Origin of the sequence: Candidatus Nitrospira neomarina (assembly GCF_032051675.1) — a bacterium.
In the GTDB taxonomy this organism is placed as follows: Bacteria; Nitrospirota; Nitrospiria; order Nitrospirales; family UBA8639; genus Nitrospira_E; species Nitrospira_E neomarina.
On the sequence record NZ_CP116968.1, the window covers coordinates 572,676 to 595,892 of the forward strand.

Consider the following 23,217-nt stretch of genomic DNA (forward strand, 5'->3'; position numbering starts at 1 on the left):
CACGTATTTTCCTCCCGACGCTCTCTTACATGCTCTTACGTGTAATGTGACAACGAGGTTTGTCGCTCCGATTGTTTTCTCGAAGTGAGGTTCACAAAGACCGTATGTATGAGCATCTGGTCATTTTTGGAGCGACAGGCGACGTCTCGAAACGGTATGTTTTTCCTGCCTTGGCTCAAGTGTTCGCCAACCGGGGTCTTCCCACAGAGTATAAAATCACCGGCGTTGGACGGCGAGATTGGCATACGCCTCAGTTTCAAGAACATGTGTCCGAATTTCTCGCCAACCATCACACGCCACCCCCTTCACGATCCCGGGAAGGATTTCTGGAATCGTTGGAGTATGTACGGGTAGAAGATCTTGGTGACACTCGACAAATTCAGTCGATCTTTAATAAACAGGCAGGATCGACGCTGTTATATTTAGGGCTACCTCCCCAGATGTTTCCTCCCGTTTTGGAGTCCCTCCGACAGGTTAACTTACCACCAGGGACCCGTCTCATTATCGAAAAACCGTTCGGGTTAAGCTATGCCCAATCCCAGAATTTGAACCGGATTGTCCATCAAAAATTTCCTGAAGAGAGTATATTTCGTATTGACCACTTTTTAGGAATGCCGATCGTGTGCACCATTTTTGGTCTCCGATTCGCCAATCCGGTCTTTACGCCTATCTGGAACCGGCATTCCATTAACAAGATTGAGGTGATATGGGATGAGACCTTGACCGTGGAAGGGCGTGCGGACTTCTACGATCGTGCCGGAGCCCTGAAGGATATGATTCAAAATCACCTCCTTCAGTTGTTGGCCGTCCTGGCTCATGAGCCCTTGGAGACCATGTGGTCTCCTGATTTTCGAGACAAAAGAGTGGAATTGTTTCAATCAGTGAGAAAACCGTCAAGGGCTGAGATTCGAGCGCAGACCGTACGAGCTCGTTACCGGTCAGGGGAGATCGGTGGTGTGCGGGTTCCCGGCTATGCAAAAAGCAAGGGGGTGGTTCCCGGACGAAACACTGAAACGTTTGCTCAGGTGATCCTCTGGGTCGACAATGAACGCTGGCAAGGCGTGCCTTTTGTGTTACGTTCCGGGAAAGCGTTAAGTCGGGATCGAAAAGAAATTCGAGTGCATTTCAAACCTGGGCAGAAAAATACGGAATCGCTCCTTTCAGAAGAAGGCGGTAACATCCTGCGATTGAATCTCGCGAGTGAAGAAGTCAATCTTGGGATATTTACTATCCAGGAAGCCGGTGGGGTCACACCTGCACCGATGAGGGTGGACGATCCCATTTCTCCTGAACGTCTTTCTCCCTATGAACGGTTGTTTCTCGAGGCCATGTCCGGCCAATCACGACTGTTTGTGCGGGATGATGAGGTCGAAGAGATGTGGCAAATTATTCAACCCATTGCCGATGCCTGGGCAGAAAACGTGGTTCCCTTACAGGTGTACCCGGCCGGGTCCAACGGTCCATCCTTGGAGGATACCGAAGGAGTGACAGAGTCCGCCCAATTCCCGACAACAGCGGACACTCCTGGAGGCGAGCCATTCCCATCCTATCATTAGGATTCCATGTGATCGGGTTTTGATGGGGTGGTCGTGACACGTTTTTTCACCAACGGCATGAACCGAAACGTCAAAAAATTCAACGCGCTTAACACCATGGCAATTTCGTAGCGATCCCAGGCCACGGCCATTCCGATGGCTCCGGTATTCCAAATACTTGCCGCGGTTGCGGTTCCGGCCACATTCCCTTTGTCTTTGAGAATGGCGCCACCGCCAATAAAACCGATTCCGGTTAAGATGCCATAGATGACACGTCCTTCGGCATCGGTGGACGTCAACACATGGATTCCGGTCAACATATAGGCGCATGACCCAAGCGCAACCAGGGGGAATGTGCGCAGCCCTGCACCGCGCGATTCTTGTTCGCGATCCCATCCGAGAGGAACGGCTAATAGAAACGCAATGACCAGATGATAAAAATGGGACCATATTTGATACCACTCCAATTCAGACACCACATCCATCGTGAGTCTTCCCCCTTATATGCTCTGTTGAACAGGTAGGATGGTGAAAAAGACATGAATGAGACAGTCACGTGTCATCAGAATCACTCCGATTCGTTTGCTGTCTGGTCATCAGGGTTTGCAACGGTTCCTTAAAGGTCAACGTGCGATAGGGGAACGGAATTTCAATTCCGGCCTGATCTAACGCCCGTTTGACGGCCGCGACGACTTTGTCCTTTGATTTCCGGATGTCTAAGGGCAGGGAACCCGTCCACCAGGTCACTTCAAAATCAATGCTACTGCTCCCAAACCCCTGAGCAAAGATTTGAACGGCCTTATCCCGGTTAACTGATTCAAGGCCGTCGAGTGCCTCTTGTATGACCTGTCGCGCGCGGTCGACATCCTCTCCATAGGCGATACCGCAGATAATGGTGACGCGTCGCAAGTCCCGATCCGTTCGCACTGTGACCGGATTTTTAAACAGCATGCTATTTGGCAGGACAACCCGTTGGCCGTCCGTCTGACGGATGTGGGTATCTCGAATGGTAATCTCCTCTACAAATCCCTCCAGCTCCTCGCATTCAATAACATCTCCCAATTGGAACGGTTCGCGAAGCAGGATTAAGATGCCGGCAAGGAAAATTTCGAATATATCTTTGAAGGCAAATCCGATGGCGATAGATCCCAACCCCAATCCCGTGAGAATTTTTCCCGGAGTCAAGCTGGGGAAAATAATCATGGCTGCGATCACACTCCGACGATCCAAATGCCGATATAGACAAGTTTTCTCAGCAGTTCCGAAAGGGATTCCCGAATGCCTAACCGGGAAAAAATCCGGCTTAAAACCCTCTCCAGAATTCTGGTCATCCCCCAGGCCGCCACAAGAATCACCACGGCCGAGATGACATGAGGAAGATGCGCCAGAACTTGGCGTCCTAAATCACGGAGACTGTTCACGATGATGGTAAGAGGTTCCATAGAATATTATGACAGACAGTACATTGAGCCGGATGTATTAGGGCGTGTAAATTTCATGGGGCACTTCCGTGATATGGCCTCGCTGAATCCGGGGAATAATCAGCTCCTTGGCCATAATTTTCAGACAAGCCGCGAAAGGGATGGCAAGAATTAATCCCAACACGCCGCCAAGCGCCCCGCCGATCAGCACCACCAGCAGAATGGTCGCAGCGCTGAGGTCGGTCGACTGGCTTTGGATCCAAGGAGTTAACACCCACCCCTCAAGGAATTGAACGCCCAGATAGACGGCACTGGGCCAGACAAGGAGTTGCATCCAATAATTGTCGGTTGAGCCGGATCCCATGGACATATCTAAATATTTCAAAAGAAGGGCGACAGGCCACATCAAGGTGGCGGCATAAGGGACCAGACTCAATAATCCTGCGCCGAGTCCCAGGAGAATCCAATACGGCATTCCTACCCAAAACCATCCGATGGCAAACATCACACTCATCATTAACGCAATCAACAACCGGCCTCTGAAGAATTCTCCAATGGCCCGATCCATTTTTGACAGTAATTTCGCCCACCGGTCGTCCTCCTGAGATTCGACGACACTCCATACCGTATGTTGAATAGAAGGAAAACTCCAGGCAAAAAAGAAAAAATAAAGGATGATTAAAGAGAACGAGAATAAAAATGAACCCAATGTGCCGATAATAAGATTTGTGAAATAAAAAACCTGGCCCGTTCCGGATAAAAACGTCTTAAGTGTAGACAGCGGATTTTCCTGGATATTCCCTGAGATTTCCCTAAAATTTTGTGTTATCTCTTTCACATCTAGGCCGTGCCGGTCGGCCAGAAGAGAAAGATAGGTGGGAACCTTTTCAATAAAAAGGCTCAATTGTTCCACAAGGTTTGGACCCAACCAGAGGAAGAACCCACTCACCAATGCGCAGATGATCATCGCCATGAAGGTCACGGCGAGCCACCGAGGGAGTTTCCATCTCTGCTCAACATAATCCAAGGCAGGTTCAGTGAGATAGGCCAGTCCCAGGCCTATGAAAACCGGAACTAAAATGGCCTGCAATTGAAAGCACAACCAAACCAAAAAGATCCCTATCGCCAGGATACACAGTTCACGAACCGCAACAATTTCCCAGAGATGGACATGGCGGGCAGATTTCATCGTGGTGGGAGAGGGAGATGGTACTGGCATACAGGAGTTTCCATTATGGATGTTCTCATTATGATGTCCCATCATCATCTCTATCAAAGTTCAGGATGATGCTACATGGATAAAACCTCGTTGTGGCCTTCGTAACTTGTCTATTTGAATAAACAACTTATGGAGACAAGATGAATAATCGGAGAAAATGAATGAGCAAAATTTGATGGCATGCCCTCTTTGGCAGGAAGGAAAGGGGGCCAGGAAGCATTTGTTACTGTCAAAGTGTCAGGCGGAGGACAGGATGATCGGGACATGGGCCGTCAATCTTACTGAAGCAGCCAACCACTCATTTCAGGGGCCCCAAAAGAGCCCCCCCGTGAACCCCCCGCCCGAACCTGAAAGAAAATCTCCGCCCATTGGTCCTCCCAAGCGGGACCCAAAACCGGAACCGATTCATGATCCGCCTATGCCTCCATCGCCGGGAACTGATCCCGACGATGAGCCTCTCCCAATTGGTGACCCCCCGGATCCCTCTGATCACCCTATCCGTATGAGACTCACGGCCGGCGGCTTCCCTGTTGAATGGCCCATGAATGATTCCCGAATCAGAGGCGGTGTGGCTTCAATACACACATGTGATTCAACAATCTGTGATCCTCTTCAAATTTGTGAAAGGAGGTCTCTATGACGATATTAAAATGGGCCGCCATTTTCTTTGTCATTGCGCTCATCGCGGGCGGATTTGGTTTCTCCGGAATTGCGGAAGGAGCGGCCGGAATTGCCCAAGTATTATTTTATATTTTTCTCGTGCTGTGCGTGGTTATGGTTCTCATCGGAGTGTTTGTGGCCAAAAAAATTACGTGAGGTCACTGTCAATGATTAATGGTGAGCATGACCAATCAACAGCGTTGTTTCACATGCTGTCGCAAAGAAAGGCGCGAACATGAGAAATGATAATAGGAGAAAAAGGATGTTATGACAAATCAGGAAAAAGCCAAATTGATTGCGCCGTGGGTCAATCCTGCAGAACGGGTCACGGTGGACTTTAACGATGTGACGGGTTTAAACGCCGAAGTGTTCGGATGCACCGAAAACGTGGTCTATTTGTTTTTTCAAGAAACCTTCCCACATATGAAGGAACAAATTACCATTCCGTTAAAAGCGGTGCAGGTAGAAGAAGATGACGGCCACTATACCCGTGATCCCGATGCGCCTCTTCAGTGGCGATTGCGCCTGCGGGTGGATCAAAATCGTCCGGAAGGAATATGACATTGCTTAAGCTCACGCGGAGTTGCCGTAACGAGTGTTGATCCATTGGATAGGTCGTTTAAGTAGAGCCAATGATTCGGGAGGAAGAATTAGACGATGGCCGGACATTGACCCCCCAACTTGTCCATTCACAATTTGCCGGGTTTCCGGCTATCGTTGAAGTAGGATTTGCCCATAATTCAATTTGCCATTATTAGAAGAAAGGAGAGAACGATGAAATCAACAGCAGGAGAACGAATGAAGATGGGAGCTGCCGCCATGGCGTTGTGCTTGGGCATGCCTGTTATGGCTCAGGCAGGATCATCGTATGATTACCGAGACCGATCAGATGTGGATACACGCGGATGGTCGGATTACCGTGCGTATGATGGCGACCGCGATCGTCATGACAATCGGCAGTTTTATACCGATCAATATGGTGATCTGGATACGATGGAAGAACAGGACAAACACCACAGGTCTCGGCCTGAGGGGTATGTGACTCAGGACGGATACCGGTCCACCGCTTCCTCACGGAATACACGGAACCCGAATGACAGGCGTGCCGACCAAACCATTCGGCGAGACATCATGTCCGAGCTGGGCGAGGGCACCGAAAGGGTTCATGTCAGCGTAGAAAATGGCGTCGCGACGCTGTCGGGCATGGTTTTGAATCGGGAAGCCATGATGGAAGCGGAGGAGGCCGCTTATGATGGCGGCGCGCGAAAAGTGCGAAACGAAATGCAAGTATTTCGATATGATGAGCGACCGTGGGGAGAAATGAGTGATAGGAGTTTGGCCAGGGCTGTGAGAGAAGAATTGTCATGGAGTCCATTTGTGGATGAGGATCCGATTCGGGTGAATGCCCGGCGAGGAGTGGTAACGTTGCAAGGAACTGTTAAGGACAGGTCGCAAATGGCGGCTGCAGTCGAAAATGCCTATGAAGCCGGAGCCCGTCGTGTCAATAATCAACTAAGGATTGGCAACTAACTCAGTAACCCGGGTGCTACCATTGAGTTGGGAATGGGCAGATTGACATGTTCCTTCACAGGCATCCAAATGCTTAATGATGTAGGAATACCAGTGATCCAACCGACGGAGAAATTCATGGGGAATAGTTACACATCCGTCACGCTATAGCCCAACAGAAAGGAGGAAGTTATGCCGATTTTATTGTGGATTTTAGGAGTTCCGTTTAGTCTCGTGCTGATATTATGGTTGTTCGGAGTCATCGCTTTTTAATAATCCATTGTCCGGATTTAATTTCGGGATAGGTTGATGTGAATAACCAAGTATTCTGAGTACACCAATTTAATATATTGTCTGTACGATATGACGGGCCCGGGTATTTCAGTTTCAGGAATGTCCGGGCCCGTTTCTATTATGCCGCACCCTGGCTCCGCTTATTTTTCCATTGAACCTGAGTCGCGGGTCACCTCAGATATCATGGCGGACTTTTGCCTGACAAGCTTTATAAAAACTAAAGCCAAATGTCCATTTGTTCATGTGTCGTTATATGGTAAAGCTGAATCTGATCAAAAAGATTTCGGAGATTCTTCGGGACAATGAAAAATGTGGGGATAACGCCGATGTCAGGGATTATACAACAGGCTGAATATGGAGAAGGGCGTGGCACACTGGTTTGTATTAATGTGGCAATGGGGGTATTGGTGACAGCTCTTCTGTATGCTTCTCACATCACCCCTCCTGCCGTGGGCTTGCCGACATCTTCCATTCAAGATCATGGGCTGCAGATGAACCGTCAGGAGGAATCTATTTCCAGGGGTACTCCCGGGAGGCGCTTTATCTATTCATTGGAACCCTGGGGTGGGGTTCGGGGTGACGAGGCTGAAAGACCTCTCTTCGCCATGTGGGATGTCTCTATCCTGCCCTCGAGGTCGGGAGTCGATCTCCTGTCAACCAACGCACATATGAGACGGGGCGACATTCGTCGGTCCACTCAATTTCTCCGGTTACGAAATCTGAATTGGATCACGACATCATGAGGGATGACATCGTTTTCGTGTTCACCACATAAGATTTGACGTCAACCGAAGGGAAGACAAAAGAGGGGATCGGGTTCTAGCGATGCGGGTTTCTTATCCGGATAATTCGAAGGTCAAGGGTGCGCGGTTCAACATACTATGATGGGTATTCTTCTCGTTATTGACCCCGATCCTGATTCCCAAGAGTCCTGGGTGCGTCTCGGGGAATCGTGCGGAGTCGAGATAATGGTTGCAGGAAATCTTTCTGATGGAATCAGTCTCTCGACACAACAGTCTGTGGATCTCATCGTTGTCGACTTGTTTCTCCCTCAAAAAAGCGGGTTTTCGTTAATAGCGGAAATCACGTCGAAAGAACACCATCCTCCAATCATTGCGACTTTCTCAGCCGATCAAGCGCCAAAGTTTAATGTTAAACGGTTTGCTCATTTGCTGGGAGCGTCCTATACCTTCGAAAAACCTCTCAACCCCACATTATTTCTTCAAGCCTGTAGGGAGTTGGTAACGCATTTCCCACCTCACGCGGGGTAAGGATACACTGCCAGGCTAGGAGACGGTGACTCAACCTGTTTGGGGAGCACTGTTCTCTCATGATGAACAATCCCCACTGCGGTTTTGAGCCAAATCTTTTCCGTACTGTGAGAAGACACGTTAGGCCATCTGAAGGCTCCGATTGAAAGTATGGCGTTTTTTCTCTGTATGGAAATTTTTTTGTGCCGGCCAAAATACTTCTTCCTCCCTCAACGAATGAGGAGAAACATGAAAATTCAGCGTCACGTCGGGGTTGAGGAGGAATGAGTCGCCAACTTCCGTAATGACCTTCATACAGGACAGGCAAAGGGGTAAGTGCCACATCCGGTAATCAAATCCATATCCCTCCCTGAACATCTCCTGCCATTTCGTATCCTCAAGGCAGGGATAGTAGGGAGGATCGCTTTTTCGATAAAATGGCAATAAGGTTTCCAGATTTTCCCTCACCTGAAGATGAAATGATTCAGGGTTGGACGCTTGATTTTCAACCAACGATTGGACCTCTTGGGTGGTTAATCCAACTTCTTCTGCCGCCTGGAACCATCCCTTTTGCCGCCATCGTGCGAAGTTTTTATAGATGCGTTGGGTCTGCCCTTCTTCCAGACCAAGAAGGAATCCGACCTCGACCGGCTTCATGCCGTAAAAGTGATAGAACAGACAGATCAAGGCATCCCGGCTGAGAACGGCTCGATTGAGCAGGCCATCCAGAAACCGGTACAACACGGGATTGGAGGTTGACGAGGCTTTGGATTCCTGGGGCCTTCCAAAAAAATCTGATATGAACCCATCCAACAACAAGGAAGGCCGACAGGGGAGCTGGGAGGGACAGTATTCGATAAACCGTTCCACCAGATCAAACGACAGACGCAACAATAACTTTTCATGTGCCGAATTGTCGGCCCATTGCCCCATGTCTTGCAGAATACGTCGGATCAGGCCCGACGACCGTTCAAGAAAATAGGAAAAGTTTGCCGGAATGAACTGTTTGAATTCTTCAGAATTGTTAATGACACCGTTGGTTGATGGAGATAGCGTCTTCAAGGTCGTCCTCCTTGTTTGGGGGAATGAAAATGAATGAAAAAATAATGGAAAATCCTCATAGGGTCATCAGGCTGTATTGTTGTACAAATTTATCGAGATGCCCCCCATTTCTGTACTGTTAAAATCCCTTGATTCTGCCGCTACCGACCCTAGGGAAGTCATGGCTGGACGTGGAAGTTCCAAAGGAAAAATCGTAGGAAGCAGAGGACAGCCTTCTAAAAGAGAGGGAGAAAAACCCTGATTTGTCAACTGAATGGGCGGGATAGGTGTGATAGGGTTGAGGCTGAAAAACCAGAAAAATTAGGCATCCACCCGGTTTCTCCATTGGCAGCCTAGCGGGTTCATTGAGGCGAAAGGGCTTAGGTTATGTTGTCTTCCAACCAGATGGCAGAACATATTCGAAATAAAAATTGGCTGGAAACCCCGCTGGGGGACATGGCCGGATGGCCCGCTCAGCTCAAAACCTCCGTCCAAATTATCCTGGATTCGAGATATCCCATGTTTGTCTGGTGGGGGAGACATCTCATCAATATTTATAACGATGCCTATATTCCGATATTGGGGAACCGACATCCGCAGGCGTTGGGTGCTTGTGCATCGGAGATTTGGTCTGATGTCTGGGAGGTGGTTGGTCCCCAGGCCGACATTGTTTTTCAAGAAGGTCGTTCCACATGGAATGAGGATCTTCTCTTATTTATGCGTAGACATGGATTCTTAGAGGAAACCTTTTTTACATTTTCCTACAGCCCGATTAAGAATGAACAAGAAGATATCCTAGGACTCTTTTGTGCCTGTACCGAAGAAACCAGCCAGGTATTAAAAGGGCGAAGGCTTCATGCGCTCAGACGTTTGTCCGCAGTGACGGAAGAAGCCGATTCTGTGGGAGAGGTGTGTCGGCTTTCGGCGGAAATTCTCACAGACAATTCCTTTGATATTCCGTTCAGCCTCATATATTTGTGGGATAAGGACGTACGCTCTCTGTGTCTGGCCGCACAATCAGGTTTTCAGTCTGATTCACTCCTGACTCCACTTCGACTCGAGATGGATGGAGACATGTTTCATCCTCAGCCATGGTGGCCGCTGTCACTTTCCCACAGGCGGGATGAGACCGTCTTCACTATAAACAGGCAGCTGAATCTTCCCGGAGGGCCGTGGCCGGAGCCGCCCCATCAGGGGATAGTGCTGCCTGTGGAGTCCTGGGAGACACAAAAACAATCCGGCTATCTAATTGTGGGGATCAGTCCGAGGCTGGCCATTGATGACCAGTACCGTGAGTTTTTGAATCTGCTCGCGAAGGGGATCTCGGGAGCCATTAATCGTGCGCAGGTCCGGACCGAAGAGCGGAAACGGATTGAAGCCTTGGCCGAACTGAACCGGGCCAAAACCGATTTTTTCAGTAATGTGAGCCACGAGTTCCGCACACCTCTCACACTGATTCTCGGGTCTCTGGAAGAAGCGATGCAAACCACCACCTTCACCACGGCTCCTGGTGTGGAGGTGGCCCACCGAAATGCGGTGCGGATGCTGAAGCTGGTGAACACGCTATTGGACTTTTCCAGTCTGGAAGCAGGCCGCATGCAGGCCGTGTTTGAACCGGTGGATCTCTGTGAGTTGACCATTGACCTGGCATCGTCGTTTGAATCCGCCATGAAAAATGCCGGTCTGGAATTTGTCGTGTCCTGTTCCATGCTGTCTCAACCGGTCTACGTGGATCGGACCTGCTGGGAAAAGATCATGCTGAATCTGCTTTCCAATGCCTTAAAGTTCACGTTGCAAGGACGGGTGTCCATGGAAGTCAGTCCGCATGGGGAGAGCGTGGATGTCCGGATTGAGGATTCCGGAGTCGGCATGAGCCGGGAGACGCTTTCTCATGTGTTTGACCGGTTCTTTAGGGCCAAGGAAGCCCAGGGACGAACATTTGAAGGAACCGGAATCGGTCTGGCCTTAGTGAAAGAGTTGGTCGAAATGCATGGCGGGAGGATTCATGTAGAGAGTGAACCCGGAAGAGGAAGTGTGTTTACCGTGACGGTGCCGTTCGGATTTCATCACCTTCCGCCGGAGCAGGTGTGCCACACATCGACGCAACCAAAGGACGAACGTGTGGCCAAGTCGTTCATTTTGGAGACCCAGCAGTGGGCCGGAGCCACGGATCATGAACCGGCCGGTCAAAAAAATCTCCAGGATGAAGAAGCTTTACCCCAGGAAATGGATCACTCACGCCCCACCATTTTACTGGTTGAAGACAATCGGGATATGCGGAATTATTTGACGCGTTTACTGTGTGCCGACTATGAGGTGGTGTCTGTCTGTGACGGGCAGGAAGCCTTGGAGCGGATTCACACGGTCCGCCCTCACCTTATTCTGAGTGATATCATGATGCCCCGCATTGATGGACATGAATTGCTGACACGTCTTCGGTCCAATCAGGATTTTCAATCGACCCCGTTTATCTTCCTATCGGCCAGGGCCGGTCAGGAGGCCGAAATAGATGGACTTCTGACCGGTGCGGATGACTATCTCGTCAAGCCGTTTTCGGGGAGAGAGCTTCTGGCAAGGGTAAAAAAAATACTTCAATTGGCCGCGATGCGTCGTACCGCGATCGAATATCAATCACGTTTCCAGTATCTCGCCCACCACCCCGAGATCATGACCTGGATTACGGACGCAGACGGGAACTGTGTCTTCCTCAGTCAAACCTGGTATGACTTGACCGGGCAGACAGAGGCAACCGGGCTCGGTGAGGGTTGGTTGTCTGCCATTCATCCTCAGGATCGTCTATCTACCGAACAGGCGTTTTACGAAGCGAACAGAAAAAGACAGTCCGTTCGACTGGAATATCGCCTTCGGAGTGCGAAGGGTGAGTATCACTCTGTTCTGGATTCCGCCTCGCCCCGCTTTGAATCGGACGGCCGATATTTGGGGTATGTCGGTTTGGTGCTGGACCTTTCCTATCAGAAAGATATCGAGGAACAACACCTGGAAAGTGAAGAGCGATTTCGTACTCTTGCCAATACGATTTCCCAATTTGCCTGGATGGCTGATTCCACGGGATGGGGATATTGGTACAACGCACGCTGGTACGAGTATACCGGGACCACGTTCAAGGATATGGAAGGGTGGGGCTGGAGGAAAGTCCATCACCCCGATCATGTCGACCGGGTGGTTGAAAAAATCCGCCGCTGTTTTCAATCCGGGCACATATGGGAGGACACCTTTCCTCTCAAGGGCAAGGACGGTGAATACCGATGGTTTCTCTCAAGAGCCGTGCCCATTCGGAATCAGCATGGGGAGGTCGTGCGATGGATCGGCACCAATACGGACATTACCGAATTAAAAACTACACAGGAGCAACTCCAACACCTGACGATCAAATTAGAAAGCCAAATTGCCAAACGCACGGAAGAGCTGCGGCATAATCAATCCCGTTTGCAGGCACTCGTGGGTGAACTGATTCTGACGGAACAGCGCGAACGACGGAGGATTGCCGAGGAACTTCATGATTTTCTGGCGCAACTCCTCGTCGCCTGCCGGTTGCACGTCAACAGACTTGAGCAGATGAGTCACGAGGGTCACATGCTTCCGGTTCTTCAAGAAATTGATCGCATTCTCAACCAATCGGTGGCGTATACACGCTCGCTGGTGGCTCAATTGGTCCCGTCAGTGTTGTATCAATTCGGGTTACTCAAGGCTTTGCAGTGGTTGGCAGAGGATATGAAACAATATGGACTGACCGTGGAAGTCAAAATGGAGCGCGACCATCTGACGCTCACCGAGAATGAGGCGGTGCTTTTGTTTCAATCCATTCGTGAACTTATGATGAACGTGGTGAAACATGCCGGCGCGGACACCGTCTATCTGGCCGTCAGCCTTTCCTCACCGGATGAGGTCTGTATCGACATTTCGGATCGGGGCGTTGGCTTCGATCCCAACCTCATCGAAAAACATAGCCATACGGCCAATCAATTCGGATTGTTCAGTATTCGAGAACGCATGTCTTTATTAGGTGGACGGATGGTCATAGACTCGAGTCCCGGTTCCGGAACACGCATCCGCTTGTATGTGGCCCTCTCTGAGCATGACCAATCACATGTGACCGTACCTTTTTCAGATGGTGCACCTTCGATAGCCCAGGGAGCCGGTCAAGGCTCAAGTCCGGAAATGTCCTCGGGTTATCGAGTCCTTTTGGTCGATGACCATGCCGTGGTTCGACAGGGATTGCGAAGTTTGCTGGATGCCTGGCCCGACGTCGAGGTTGTCGGAGAAGCGGGGGATGGGATCGAAGCCATCCGTCTGACAGAATCTCTGCAACCGGATGTGGTGGTCATGGATATTAATATGCCACATATGAACGGTATTGACGCCACCAGGCAGATTCGTCAGAACAACCCCAATATTCAGGTGATCGGATTATCGGTTCGTCAGGATAAGGAAACGGAGCAAGCCATGCGTGAAGCCGGTGCGGCCGGCTATTTGTCCAAGGAAACTGCCGGACAAGACCTGTATCGCATGATTGCCCGTATAGCCCGGCTGCATCAAAACTTCAGTTAAACCTCTACGCAGATTCTGAATCCCGGATAATTTTTGTTTGTGCCCGCCAAATTTGTCAACTGACATTCCCGGGGTTTTTCCTCATGGTATCCAAGACCGTTCCTGCTCATCTTTCAGTCAATGGGATACGCCTTTGCTGGTTTACACTGTTATCATTGCTCTGATTTTTGGCCTTTCGGCCGGTCCTGGAATGGCCGCAGAGGACGTGGAAAATACTGCCGAGGTTACTGGAAAAGAGGTTCAAAAGGTACAGGATATCGAGATAGCCGTGGCCATTAAAAACCGGTTGTCCAGGGTCGATCGCCAATCGTTTTCCTCAATTGAAGTGTCAGTGAAGGATGGCATTGCCACCTTGACCGGGACAGCCGACAGTCTTTGGATTCAGCAGCGTGCCACGGAAATTTCTCAGGCTATTCGTGGCGTTGGAGGGGTCATCGATCGCATCTCAGTGGGACCGGTCGTGACAAACGACGATACCGGCCTACAGCGACAACTTGAATACCTCTTCCTCCAAGATCCGGTGGTGGAGCGCGACGACATTCATGTTGATGTGGTCGAAGGAGTCGTCACCTTGACGGGTCAGGTGCACTCCCGGCAAGAACAACACACTGCGCTCAATTTAGCCAAAATGGTCAAAGGCATTCGCGAGGTTCGGGACCTTTTGAAGGTGGAGAGCGTTCCAGATAGGCCGGATTCAATCCTGAAGGAGGAAATCACCCATCGTCTGGCATTTGATGTCTGGGTGGTCAACCCATCCCTCTTACATGTCCAGGTGGAAAAGGGTCGCGCGATTCTGACTGGACAGGTGGAAAGCGTATACGAAAAAAGTCGGATTGCCGAATTGGCATGGGTCGAAGGTGTGCAGGACGTGGATGTGAGCGGTATCACCATTAATTGGGTGTCGCCGGATCCGATGATGCGGACTCAGCGTCCCGCGTTTACGGACCGGGAAGTTGCCACTGCCATTCAAAAAGTGCTGGCGTATGACCGCCGAGTCGCGCCATTCGGGATCAGTGTGACGGTAAAAAATGGGACGGTGACCTTGAAAGGAAGTGTACCCTTTCTCTCCATTAGACGTGAGGCTGAGCACAACGCCAATAACACGGTCGGGGTCCAATCCGTCAACAATCTTATCATCGTCCAGTCCAAAGCGACTCCAAAGGATGCCGATATCCAGGCCCGGTTGTTCGCCGCGTTTTCACGAGATCCTGTCTTGAAGCCCTTCTCCCTCGGGGGATCGGTCAAAAAAGGAGCTGTCCTGCTAACGGGGACGGTCGATTCGATTTATGAACGAAACCATGCCGAAAACGTGGCATCCCGGATCCGAGGCGTGACAAGCCTGACCAATCACATCAGCTTTTCAAATTCCGAAATCGAAAAAACGGACTGGGAAATCCAACTGGATTTCGAAAACCAGGTGTGGTGGAGCCCCTTCTTATCGAGCCAGGATATTGTGGCGACGGTGGAAGATGGCAAGGCGACCTTGTCCGGATCAGTTCAGCATATGCACCACCGGCTCATGGCCGAACAGCAGGCGTTTGAGGCAGGAGCCTCGATCGTCATCAACCGCTTGCGAGTGGGAAAATCTCTCGCTTCTTCTGATTTGTTCAGTCAAGACATTCATTCCCGACGTTGAAAGTCGGGCTGGTCCAAATCGGAACAATCAAATCCATTTTCACTCTAATCCCCATCGTTTCAATTTTGTATGAAATCCTCTTTTGAGTGCCAGGGAAGGCATGAAATCCTCCCCATAGCCCGCTTAGGTATTTAACCTCAAGGGTAATAGAGAGTAGCGCGAATTACCGGGACGCGTAAAATCAAAAGACTTTTTTCATACTTTTTTTTAATTTTTTTTCGTTTTTATCACCTAACTAATCACCTAACCCATAGGGAGGACATGGTAATGAAATGCACTATTAGCACCCCTGGCCAACAAGTGGTCCTGACACTCACCGTGGATCTCAGTATTAATACCCCTAATTTGAGTCGAACCGACATGTTATTGGAGCGTGTGGTCTCGTCGCCGATTTCCTTACTCATTTTAGATTTACGGTCCTTGTCATGTGTGAATTCTATCGGGACCTGGACCATCTTCCAGATTGTGTTTAAAGCCAGGGAACAGGGGAAAGGTGTATTTTTGTATAACATGCAACCTTCCATTCAACCCTATTTGAAAGAGGCAGGAATATTGGAATTGTCCACCTCAATTGAATCCCAGGAGGAGCTCGGAAATGTGTTAGAAGGGAATTTCCGGCTTCCGAGGTTATGTGCAAATGGGGAAAAGTTGAAGACCCCATTAAACGAAAGGCAGGTATCATCTGCCGGAATAGCATCGGTGTAGAAAACGCGCCTGACTTGAGAAATGTATGTTTGAATGATCAGGTGATTGCAGGGTTCAGACGTGAAGGAGTGTTGCGAAATGGTCAGCTCATTCATCATCCTGACTTGTGGCGGGAGTTAGGTCGCAGAAGTGAAAACTGCCATATGAATAATTTTAATCCCCTTTCCACAAGTGGTTAGGTACACCGATGGAGAATGAAACCGAATAAATTTCGGCACATGCTCTTTCTTTGAAACCGTGAGGTAGAGTAATATTCACACGAACTTCGCGGAAAGCCAAGACTTTTAGTGACTAGAAAAAAAGATTCGTCCAAGGGTCGATCAGCATCCTCCCCTGCTCCCTCGCCGAAGCAATCCCCAACCGTCAAAAAAGCACGGAAGTCCTCCAATAGCCCAAAGGCTTCCTCTTCAGCACCAAGCCCTACACCAGATTCCCAGAGGGTGGCGGCTGATTCGCAGTCCAATGCCTTTCCCATTGCCGGGATCGGCGCTTCGGCTGGAGGGCTCGAGGCATTGGGCGGGTTCTTTTCCACGCTTCCTGAGGATAGCGGAATGGCTTTTGTGGTGATTCAGCACCTGGCTCCCGATCGCGAAAGCCTGATGCCGGAATTGCTGACGCGGAAGACCTCGCTGCCGATTCATGTCGCGGTAGATGAAACGTTAGTCGAACCCAATCATATTTATATTATGCCTCCGAACACGCAATTGAGCATTGAGGGTGGATTTTTGCGAGTGGACCGTCCTTCACAAGTGCATGGCCTTCGAACGCCCATCGATAAGTTTTTCCAATCCCTGGCCGAAGATCAGGGTCCATTTGCCATCGGAGTGATTCTGTCCGGCGCAGGGTCCGACGGAGCAGTCGGGCTTCGATCCGTGAAGGAGCATGGCGGGTTAACGATTGCCCAATCAGCCGAAACGGCCCAATTCTCCGGGATGCCGACGAGTGCCATTCTGACCGGATTGATCGATCATATCCTCCCGGTCGAAGCCATCGCGGAAGTGCTGATTCTCTATGCGAAGTATTTATACGAATTACGGGACGGGAAAGGACTGGACACCCTTCGTGCAGAAGCGCTGAACCACTTAGACGTGATCTGTTCGCATCTGCACCGTCGGACCGGACACGATTTCCGTGGCTACAAACGGAATACGATGGGTCGGCGGGTTCAGCGGCGCATGCAGATTCTGCACATTGCCTCTCCCGCGAGTTATGTCAAACGATTACAGGAGGACTCGGATGAAGTCGATGGGTTGTTTAAGGAGCTGTTAATCGGTGTGACGCAATTTTTTAGAGATCCGGAAGCGTTTGCATTTTTCTCCGGCACGATCGTCCCCAAGATCGTGCAATCCAAACAAAACGATGAAGCCATCCGGGTGTGGGTCCCGGGCTGTTCGACGGGAGAAGAAGCGTATTCGCTGGCGATTCTCTTTCATGAATACCTCCGTCGGGAACATCTTAGCATTCCTATTCAAATCTTCGGGACGGATATTGATGAACGGGCATTGGATTTTGCCCGCCGTGGACGATATCCGGAGAGCATTCGGGAGGATGTGCCGCCCGATCGACTGTTCCAGTTCTTTGAACAGGAGGGTTCCGTTTATCGGGTCGCCAAGGAAATACGCGAATTATGTATCTTTTCCTTTCATAATCTCGTCGGCAATCCCCCGTTTTCCCGCATGGATGTGATTTCCTGCCGGAACCTGTTGATCTACATGGAACCCGATCTTCAGAATCAGATGTTTGCCGTGTTTCATTATTCCCTCAACCCTGAGGGCTATCTGTTTCTCGGCGCGTCGGAACAGGCGGAAGACCAATCCCGATTCTTTCACTCCGTGAATAAACGCTTTCGGGTGTTTCAACCCAAAGAGATCATGCGCCGCACATTTCCCAACTTTCCGATACGGGGACCGCGTGGCCGCCTGCCTACTGCGAAACCGGCTCTGTTTCCCCAGATGCAGGACCCCTTCACGCACACCTTCGATCAACTGGTGAGAGAGGAGTACGGTCCTCCCGCGGTGTTGATCGATAAAGATTGCCATGTGCAATATGTCTCCGGCCGGACCGGGACCTACCTGCAGCTTCCCTCAGGTTCGCTCGACGTGAATTTGATCAATATGGTCACGCCGGATTTGCGTATGCCCTTGCGAACCGGAATATTCAAGGCCGTGAAAACCGGCAAGGAAGTGGTCAACCCCAATATTCAATTGGCTGTGAATGATGATCTGCAATCTGTGGATATCATTGTTCGTCCGCTGTTTCATGCCAAGCAATCATCCGATCTGCTGATGGTGGTCTTCCGTGAGAAAGGACTCACCCGGAAATCTTCCAAAGTCCCGAAGAAATACTCCAAAGGCGAGCACCGGACGATCACGGACTTGGAGCAGGAAATTCACGCCACCAAGGAGCATTTGCAAACGGCCCTGGAAGAACTGGAGACCTCCAACCAGGATTTGAAATTTTCCAATCAGGAATTGATGTCGGTCAATGAGGAGCTCCAATCCGCCAATGAAGAACTGCAAACATCCACGGAAGAATTGCAGTCGATCAATGAAGAATTGGAAACGGTCAATGCGCAACTCTCAGGAAAAGTGGAGGAACTGGATCACGCCAATAGCGATATGGAAAATCTTTTTCGGACGACGGACATTGCCACGTTATTTCTAAATGCCGATTTAGGTATTCAGAAATACACGCCTGCTGCCCAAAAGATGTTTCAGTTTTTGGATACCGATCTCGGCCGGCCCATCACTCAATTGTCCTCATTTTCTGAGGATAAAACGTTAATGGGGGATATTCGGGAGGTGCTGCGCACCTCACGGATTAAGGAGCGGACGCGCCGATTTTCTCATGACACCCGGACATTTTTCTCACGATTGACTCCCTACCAAAGCAGCAACAATGAGGTCGAGGGAGTCGTGCTGACCTTTGTGGACATCACGCAGCTTTCCAATGTGGAAGATCAAGTGCTTCGTTTCTCTCAACAACAGAAGGTGATGGCGGACTTCGCCCAGTTGGCGCTTCAGGAAAGAGATGTGCAGAGGGTCATGGACGCATGTGTGACACTCCTGAGTCAGACCTTACCGATCGAAATGGCCAAAGTGCTTGAATTATTGCCGGGAGGAGAGTCTCTCCTTCTTCGCGCCGGAATCGGATGGAAAGAAGGATTGGTCGGCCATGCGGTGGTGGGCACCGATCTCGATTCCCAGGCTGGGTATACGCTGATATGCGACAAGCCCGTGATCGTCAAAGATCTATCCCGGGAAAGCCGGTTTTCCGGTCCCTCCTTACTGATTGATCATCAGGTGACCAGTGGCATGAGTTGCATCATCCGGGATCAGGACGGCAATCCGCACGGAGTGCTCGGTGTGCATACGTCATCGAGTCGGGAGTTTGGGGAGAAGGAGGTAGAGTTCCTACAAGCCATGGCCAATATTCTGGCCTCGGCCATACACCGGAAAAATATCGAAAATAAACTGCAGTCCATGACCGAATCGCTGGAAGGCCGCGTCGCTGAACGGACACAGGAACTCCTTCAGCATCAACACCGACTGCGTCAACTGTCCTTAGACCTTATTCTCACCGAACAACGGGAACGGCGTCGCATTGCCACCGAATTACATGATTATTTGGGCCAGTTGCTGGTTGTGGGGAAGATCAAAGTCAGTCAGTTGCAACAAGCCGATCTTTCGAATCGGCAGGCACCTCTTGTGCGGGAAATGGAAGAATCTCTGGATGAGGCGTTGCAATACACGCGGGATCTCATTCCTCAAATCAGTCCGCCCATCTTGTATGAATTCGGGTTCATGGCAGCCATCCGATGGTTGGCCGAAAAAATGGGCCGGTATGATTTGCGCGTCACGGTGACCTCTCATGTTGATGATCATCTATTAAATCTTCCGGAATCCGACTCAATTATTCTGTATCAGGTCATCAGGGAATTATTGTTGAATGTGATGAAGCATGCCCAAACCCAGGAAGCCTCCATTGTCCTCAATTTAGTCTCACCGGAGTTTTTTGGAATAGAAGTGGCGGATCGCGGATGTGGTTTTGATCTGTCCTCGACCCGTGAAACTCATTCCCACTACGAAAAATTCGGCCTGTTAAATGTGCAAGAACGCGTGGAAAGTCTTGGAGGTGAATGTGAGGTTCTTTCGACTGTCGGTGCGGGCACCCGCGTGCTGATCAAGATGCCTTTTTCCTTTCAAGATGCTGAGTTGGAGGCCATTCAGCTCTCCTCTCCTGCCAAGGCTGTGGAGATTGCGAATCCCGGGAAAATGGAGGAAAGCATTCGGGTCGTGCTTGCGGATGACCATCCCATATTCCGTGAAGGATTGAGCACCATGTTAAATGCCTGCCCCGATATTCAGGTGGTCGGAGAAGCCCAAAACGGCGAACAGGCGGTTGAGCTTGTTCGGTCTCTCCATCCTGATGTGGTGGTGATGGATATCAATATGCCGGTGATGAACGGAATAGAAGCTACCCGCCTCATCAAAGCCAGCCACCCGTCAGTCTATGTTATCGGGTTGTCCATGCATGGGGATCAGATCGTGACCAAGAACTTTGCAGAGGCTGGAGGAGATGAATATGTTTCCAAAGGGGATTCATTCGGTTCCTTCGCCGAATTCATTCGATCCAGTCAAAAAAATCGATGATGTCTCTTGAGCCCCTCACATAAAAATTAAGTCCCAGGAGCGAAGAAGGGAAGCGAAAGAATCTCGCTATACCTATCGCACGCGTGACCATCATTTTCGACTTCCCGGTTCTACGGTTGTCATGCTGAGCTGCAGGCGAAGCATCTCCCCAGGCCAAGGCCCGGTTGGGCCGGGCTCAGATCCTTCGTCAGACTCCGGATGACAATGCCGAGGGGCTGGATAATGATCGCCCCACCATATCGGTGTCATGCTGAGCTGCAGGCGAAGCATCTGGCCAAGCCGTGACTCGGTTGAGCCAAGCCTAGATCCTTCGTCCGACTCAGGATGACCAAGCGGAGGGACGGGATAAGGTGATGCCTCCCGATCCCTTCGGTGTTTCAGCTCCACGGTTGTCATGCTGAGCGGCAGGCGAAGCATCTCCCCCAGCCGTGACCCGGTTGAGCCGGGCACCGATCCTTCGTCCGACTCAGGATGACCAAGCGGAGGGACGGGATAAGGTGATGCCTCCCGATTCCTTCGGTGTTTCAGCTCCACGGTTGTCATGCTGAGGTCCGCGAAGCATCTGGCCAAGCCGTGACCTGGTTGAGCCAGGCACCGATCCTTCGTCCGACTCAGGATGACAAAGCGGAGGGCTGGATTATGATCGCCCTACCATTGATGCCTCACGACCCCTTCGGCTTTTCAGTTCCCCGGTTGTCATGCTGAGCTGCAAGCGAAGCATCTCGCCAAGCCAAGATCCGCTCGAGCCTGGGAGAGACAGCTTTCTCGTCTCTCAGGATAAATTACTTCGTGGCAGGCTATGGAAGAGCCATCCATTCACTTGGACCAGGGAAGAAGAATTATATTTTTCATTTGAGTCTTCCCGCATTTTGTCCATGTCGTTTGACATTCGCGTTCTGGTTCACTGTGCGCAACCGGTATTCAATAGGGTAATAGCGAGGCGGCGAGTCTCTACGGAGATGGAGGCTTCCGCAATTGGCAACGTATCCCCATGATTCAGTCCTCACATCCCGACATTATTGTCATTGGAGCGTCAGCAGGAGGAATTACCGCGCTCAAAAAGCTGGTGTCCTATTTTCCCCAGGATTTGCAAGCTTCGATATTGGTGGTTCTCCATCTCGGCTCGTATTCGACTTCCACGCTGGATACCATTTTAGCGGAGGCCGGGCCTCTACCGGCCACATTTGCCAAAAATGGAGAATTCATTTCCTACGGGAGGATGTATGTGGCTCCTCCGGATTTTCATCTGCTGATTGATAAGGATGTGATGGTCCTTTCCAAGGGACCGCGTGAAAATCTTTGGCGGCCGTCTATTGACACGTTATTTCGTTCGGCGGCGGTGTCCTATGGCGTGCGGGTCGTGGGGATTATTTTATCAGGATATCTGGATGATGGCGTGGCCGGCCTTCTGGCCATCCAGCGGTGCGGGGGGATGATTATGGTTCAGGATCCCGCAGAGGCTCTGTTTCCCGATCTGCCGAATAATGTGCTGGCTCATATGCGCGTCGATGTATGTTTGCCGGTGGAAGATCTGGCCCGCCAACTGATTCAACAGGTCAAGACCACGGTAGGTCAGGAATTTCCTCCTCCTGAAGATCTGATTGAAGAAAACGTCACTGTCGATGATTATATGAGTCATCTTCCCCCTCGGCACGTCAAGGGGGAAGTGGCCGGGCTCAGTTGCCCCGAATGCGGAGGGACCCTTTGGGAACTGGCCCAGGGCTCCTTAACGCGGTATCAATGTCACGTCGGGCATGGATTTACCGAACAGTCTTTGTTGGCAGGAAAATCGAATAGCCTGGACCAGGCTTTGTGGACGGCCTTTCGTCTCATGGAGGAGCGTGTGGCCCTCCTGCAAAAATGTATTGCCAGAGCTGAATACACTGGTCGTCGGCACACCCTGAGCTTGTATCAAAAGCAGCTGGAACCTCTCCTGCCTCAATTGCAACAATTTCGAGATCTGTTAAGTCAGAAATCTTCCCTTCCGCTTGAACCTCCCACGCCAGCCAACACGTCTGAATGAATCATGCACCAATCCGACGGGTTTCTCCTGATTGTTGAGGAGGATGCCCCGGACCGGCTGTTCAACACCGCACCAAACTTTTCAAAGCGGTCTGAATCAAAAAAAATTACCATCTTCCATGACCGAAGCAGGATGTTCAAATAGGCTGTCCGGTTCCGTTTGGTGTTTTTTCAGCGTGAGTGCATCACGTTCCAACCACGTTCTGCGGATTGGTTTCATGCCGGTACGGGGGATCTTCGTTATTGTCGATGCCCTACAGGGAGTGTTGAATGATAATAATTTCCAGGGGCCTATTGACCCACTGGCACGTTGAATATTAGAGGCCTCGGGGCTGTTCAAAAAAGCATGCCCTGAGTCTTCCCGAAGGGTCCGTCCAGTCCTGTCCTGAGGCTTTTCGAAGAAAAGGCCGCAAATTTCCTGACGTGGCCCGAAGGGCACAACTTTTGTTTTGCGCGCAGAGCGTACTTCCAGTACGTGAGCACGGATAAAGGGCGAGAACGCCGCTGGCGGCTTTTTTCAACAGCCCCCAACACGATGCGCAGCCTGGTTCGGTCTTCCTCTTCATGGGCATGAAGTCATTCCCATTGGCTTGATTCCCTCTTTCGTCCATTCATAACCCTCATATTGCGTTCGACATGTTTCAAGGGATCTTCAGGTCTAGACCTAGGGTTTTGGGCAGTAGTCGCTTTCGGGGTGGGAAACT

General features: G+C 50.6%; 17 protein-coding genes. 11 read left to right on the forward strand and 6 right to left on the reverse strand.

Annotated features, from left to right (window positions below):
• Nucleotides 1–104: 104 nt before the first annotated feature.
• Nucleotides 105–1,556 carry a glucose-6-phosphate dehydrogenase gene (locus tag PQG83_RS02575; protein ID WP_312746455.1) on the forward strand — a complete coding sequence of 484 codons (1,452 nt, stop codon included), beginning with the start codon at nucleotides 105–107 and terminating at the stop codon, nucleotides 1,554–1,556.
• On the opposite strand, the gene PQG83_RS02580 is transcribed toward PQG83_RS02575, so the two are convergent.
• From PQG83_RS02580 to PQG83_RS02595, 4 genes are all read right to left on the reverse strand, one after another.
• Nucleotides 1,553–2,020, reverse strand: a complete 468-nt coding sequence (locus tag PQG83_RS02580; protein ID WP_312746456.1) for an MgtC/SapB family protein — start codon at nucleotides 2,018–2,020, stop codon at nucleotides 1,553–1,555. The two genes, PQG83_RS02575 and PQG83_RS02580, sit on opposite strands and share 4 nt — an antisense overlap.
• Nucleotides 2,021–2,087: 67 nt before the next feature.
• Nucleotides 2,088–2,738 (reverse strand): mechanosensitive ion channel family protein, encoded by a 651-nt coding sequence (locus PQG83_RS02585; protein WP_312746458.1) that lies wholly within the window; start codon nucleotides 2,736–2,738, stop codon nucleotides 2,088–2,090.
• Between the two features lie 8 nt (nucleotides 2,739–2,746).
• A complete protein-coding gene (locus PQG83_RS02590; protein ID WP_312746460.1) occupies nucleotides 2,747–2,977 on the reverse strand; it encodes a mechanosensitive ion channel family protein in 231 nt (76 codons plus the stop codon).
• 37 nt (nucleotides 2,978–3,014) lie between these two features.
• On the reverse strand, nucleotides 3,015–4,175 hold the full coding sequence (locus PQG83_RS02595; protein ID WP_312746462.1) for an AI-2E family transporter: 1,161 nt from the start codon (nucleotides 4,173–4,175) through the stop codon (nucleotides 3,015–3,017).
• 636 nt (nucleotides 4,176–4,811) lie between these two features.
• On the opposite strand from PQG83_RS02595, the gene PQG83_RS02600 reads away from it, so the two are divergent.
• The 5 genes from PQG83_RS02600 (at nucleotide 4,812) to PQG83_RS02620 (ending at nucleotide 7,909) form a co-directional block, all read left to right on the forward strand.
• Nucleotides 4,812–4,991: a DUF1328 domain-containing protein gene (locus PQG83_RS02600; RefSeq protein WP_312746465.1), complete on the forward strand. Its 180-nt coding sequence runs from the start codon at nucleotides 4,812–4,814 to the stop codon at nucleotides 4,989–4,991.
• A gap of 111 nt (nucleotides 4,992–5,102) precedes the next feature.
• Entirely contained in the window at nucleotides 5,103–5,396 is a 294-nt protein-coding gene (locus PQG83_RS02605) for a hypothetical protein (RefSeq protein WP_312746467.1), read from the forward strand.
• A 213-nt stretch (nucleotides 5,397–5,609) separates the two neighbouring features.
• On the forward strand, nucleotides 5,610–6,365 hold the full coding sequence (locus tag PQG83_RS02610; RefSeq protein WP_312746469.1) for a BON domain-containing protein: 756 nt from the start codon (nucleotides 5,610–5,612) through the stop codon (nucleotides 6,363–6,365).
• Between the two features lie 599 nt (nucleotides 6,366–6,964).
• Nucleotides 6,965–7,381, forward strand: coding sequence for a hypothetical protein (locus tag PQG83_RS02615; RefSeq protein ID WP_312746472.1), 417 nt, complete (start codon nucleotides 6,965–6,967; stop codon nucleotides 7,379–7,381).
• A 138-nt stretch (nucleotides 7,382–7,519) separates the two neighbouring features.
• The gene (locus PQG83_RS02620) at nucleotides 7,520–7,909 is read left to right on the forward strand and encodes a response regulator (protein ID WP_312746475.1); all 390 of its coding nucleotides are present in this window, start codon (nucleotides 7,520–7,522) and stop codon (nucleotides 7,907–7,909) included.
• Between the two features lie 120 nt (nucleotides 7,910–8,029).
• Here the strand turns inward: PQG83_RS02620 and PQG83_RS02625 are convergent, their stop codons facing one another.
• Nucleotides 8,030–8,950, reverse strand: a complete 921-nt coding sequence (locus PQG83_RS02625; RefSeq protein WP_312746478.1) for a hypothetical protein — start codon at nucleotides 8,948–8,950, stop codon at nucleotides 8,030–8,032.
• 366 nt (nucleotides 8,951–9,316) lie between these two features.
• Here PQG83_RS02625 and PQG83_RS02630 point away from each other — a divergent pair, with 366 nt between their 5' ends.
• The 4 genes from PQG83_RS02630 to PQG83_RS02645 all read left to right on the forward strand — a co-directional run bounded on the left by PQG83_RS02630 (nucleotide 9,317) and on the right by PQG83_RS02645 (nucleotide 20,491).
• Nucleotides 9,317–13,498, forward strand: coding sequence for a response regulator (locus PQG83_RS02630; RefSeq protein ID WP_312746481.1), 4,182 nt, complete (start codon nucleotides 9,317–9,319; stop codon nucleotides 13,496–13,498).
• A 133-nt stretch (nucleotides 13,499–13,631) separates the two neighbouring features.
• Complete coding sequence (locus PQG83_RS02635) at nucleotides 13,632–15,134, forward strand: BON domain-containing protein (protein WP_312746484.1); 1,503 nt, start codon at nucleotides 13,632–13,634, stop codon at nucleotides 15,132–15,134.
• A gap of 267 nt (nucleotides 15,135–15,401) precedes the next feature.
• Entirely contained in the window at nucleotides 15,402–15,839 is a 438-nt protein-coding gene (locus PQG83_RS02640; RefSeq protein ID WP_312746487.1) for an STAS domain-containing protein, read from the forward strand.
• A 440-nt stretch (nucleotides 15,840–16,279) separates the two neighbouring features.
• The gene (locus tag PQG83_RS02645; protein ID WP_312746490.1) at nucleotides 16,280–20,491 is read left to right on the forward strand and encodes a chemotaxis protein CheB; all 4,212 of its coding nucleotides are present in this window, start codon (nucleotides 16,280–16,282) and stop codon (nucleotides 20,489–20,491) included.
• Between the two features lie 90 nt (nucleotides 20,492–20,581).
• Here PQG83_RS02645 and PQG83_RS02650 read toward each other — a convergent pair whose 3' ends face one another.
• Nucleotides 20,582–21,034 (reverse strand): hypothetical protein, encoded by a 453-nt coding sequence (locus tag PQG83_RS02650; RefSeq protein WP_312746491.1) that lies wholly within the window; start codon nucleotides 21,032–21,034, stop codon nucleotides 20,582–20,584.
• Nucleotides 21,035–21,482: 448 nt separating this feature from the next.
• Here PQG83_RS02650 and PQG83_RS02655 point away from each other — a divergent pair, with 448 nt between their 5' ends.
• Entirely contained in the window at nucleotides 21,483–22,514 is a 1,032-nt protein-coding gene (locus PQG83_RS02655) for a chemotaxis protein CheB (RefSeq protein WP_312746493.1), read from the forward strand.
• Nucleotides 22,515–23,217 lie beyond the last annotated feature (703 nt).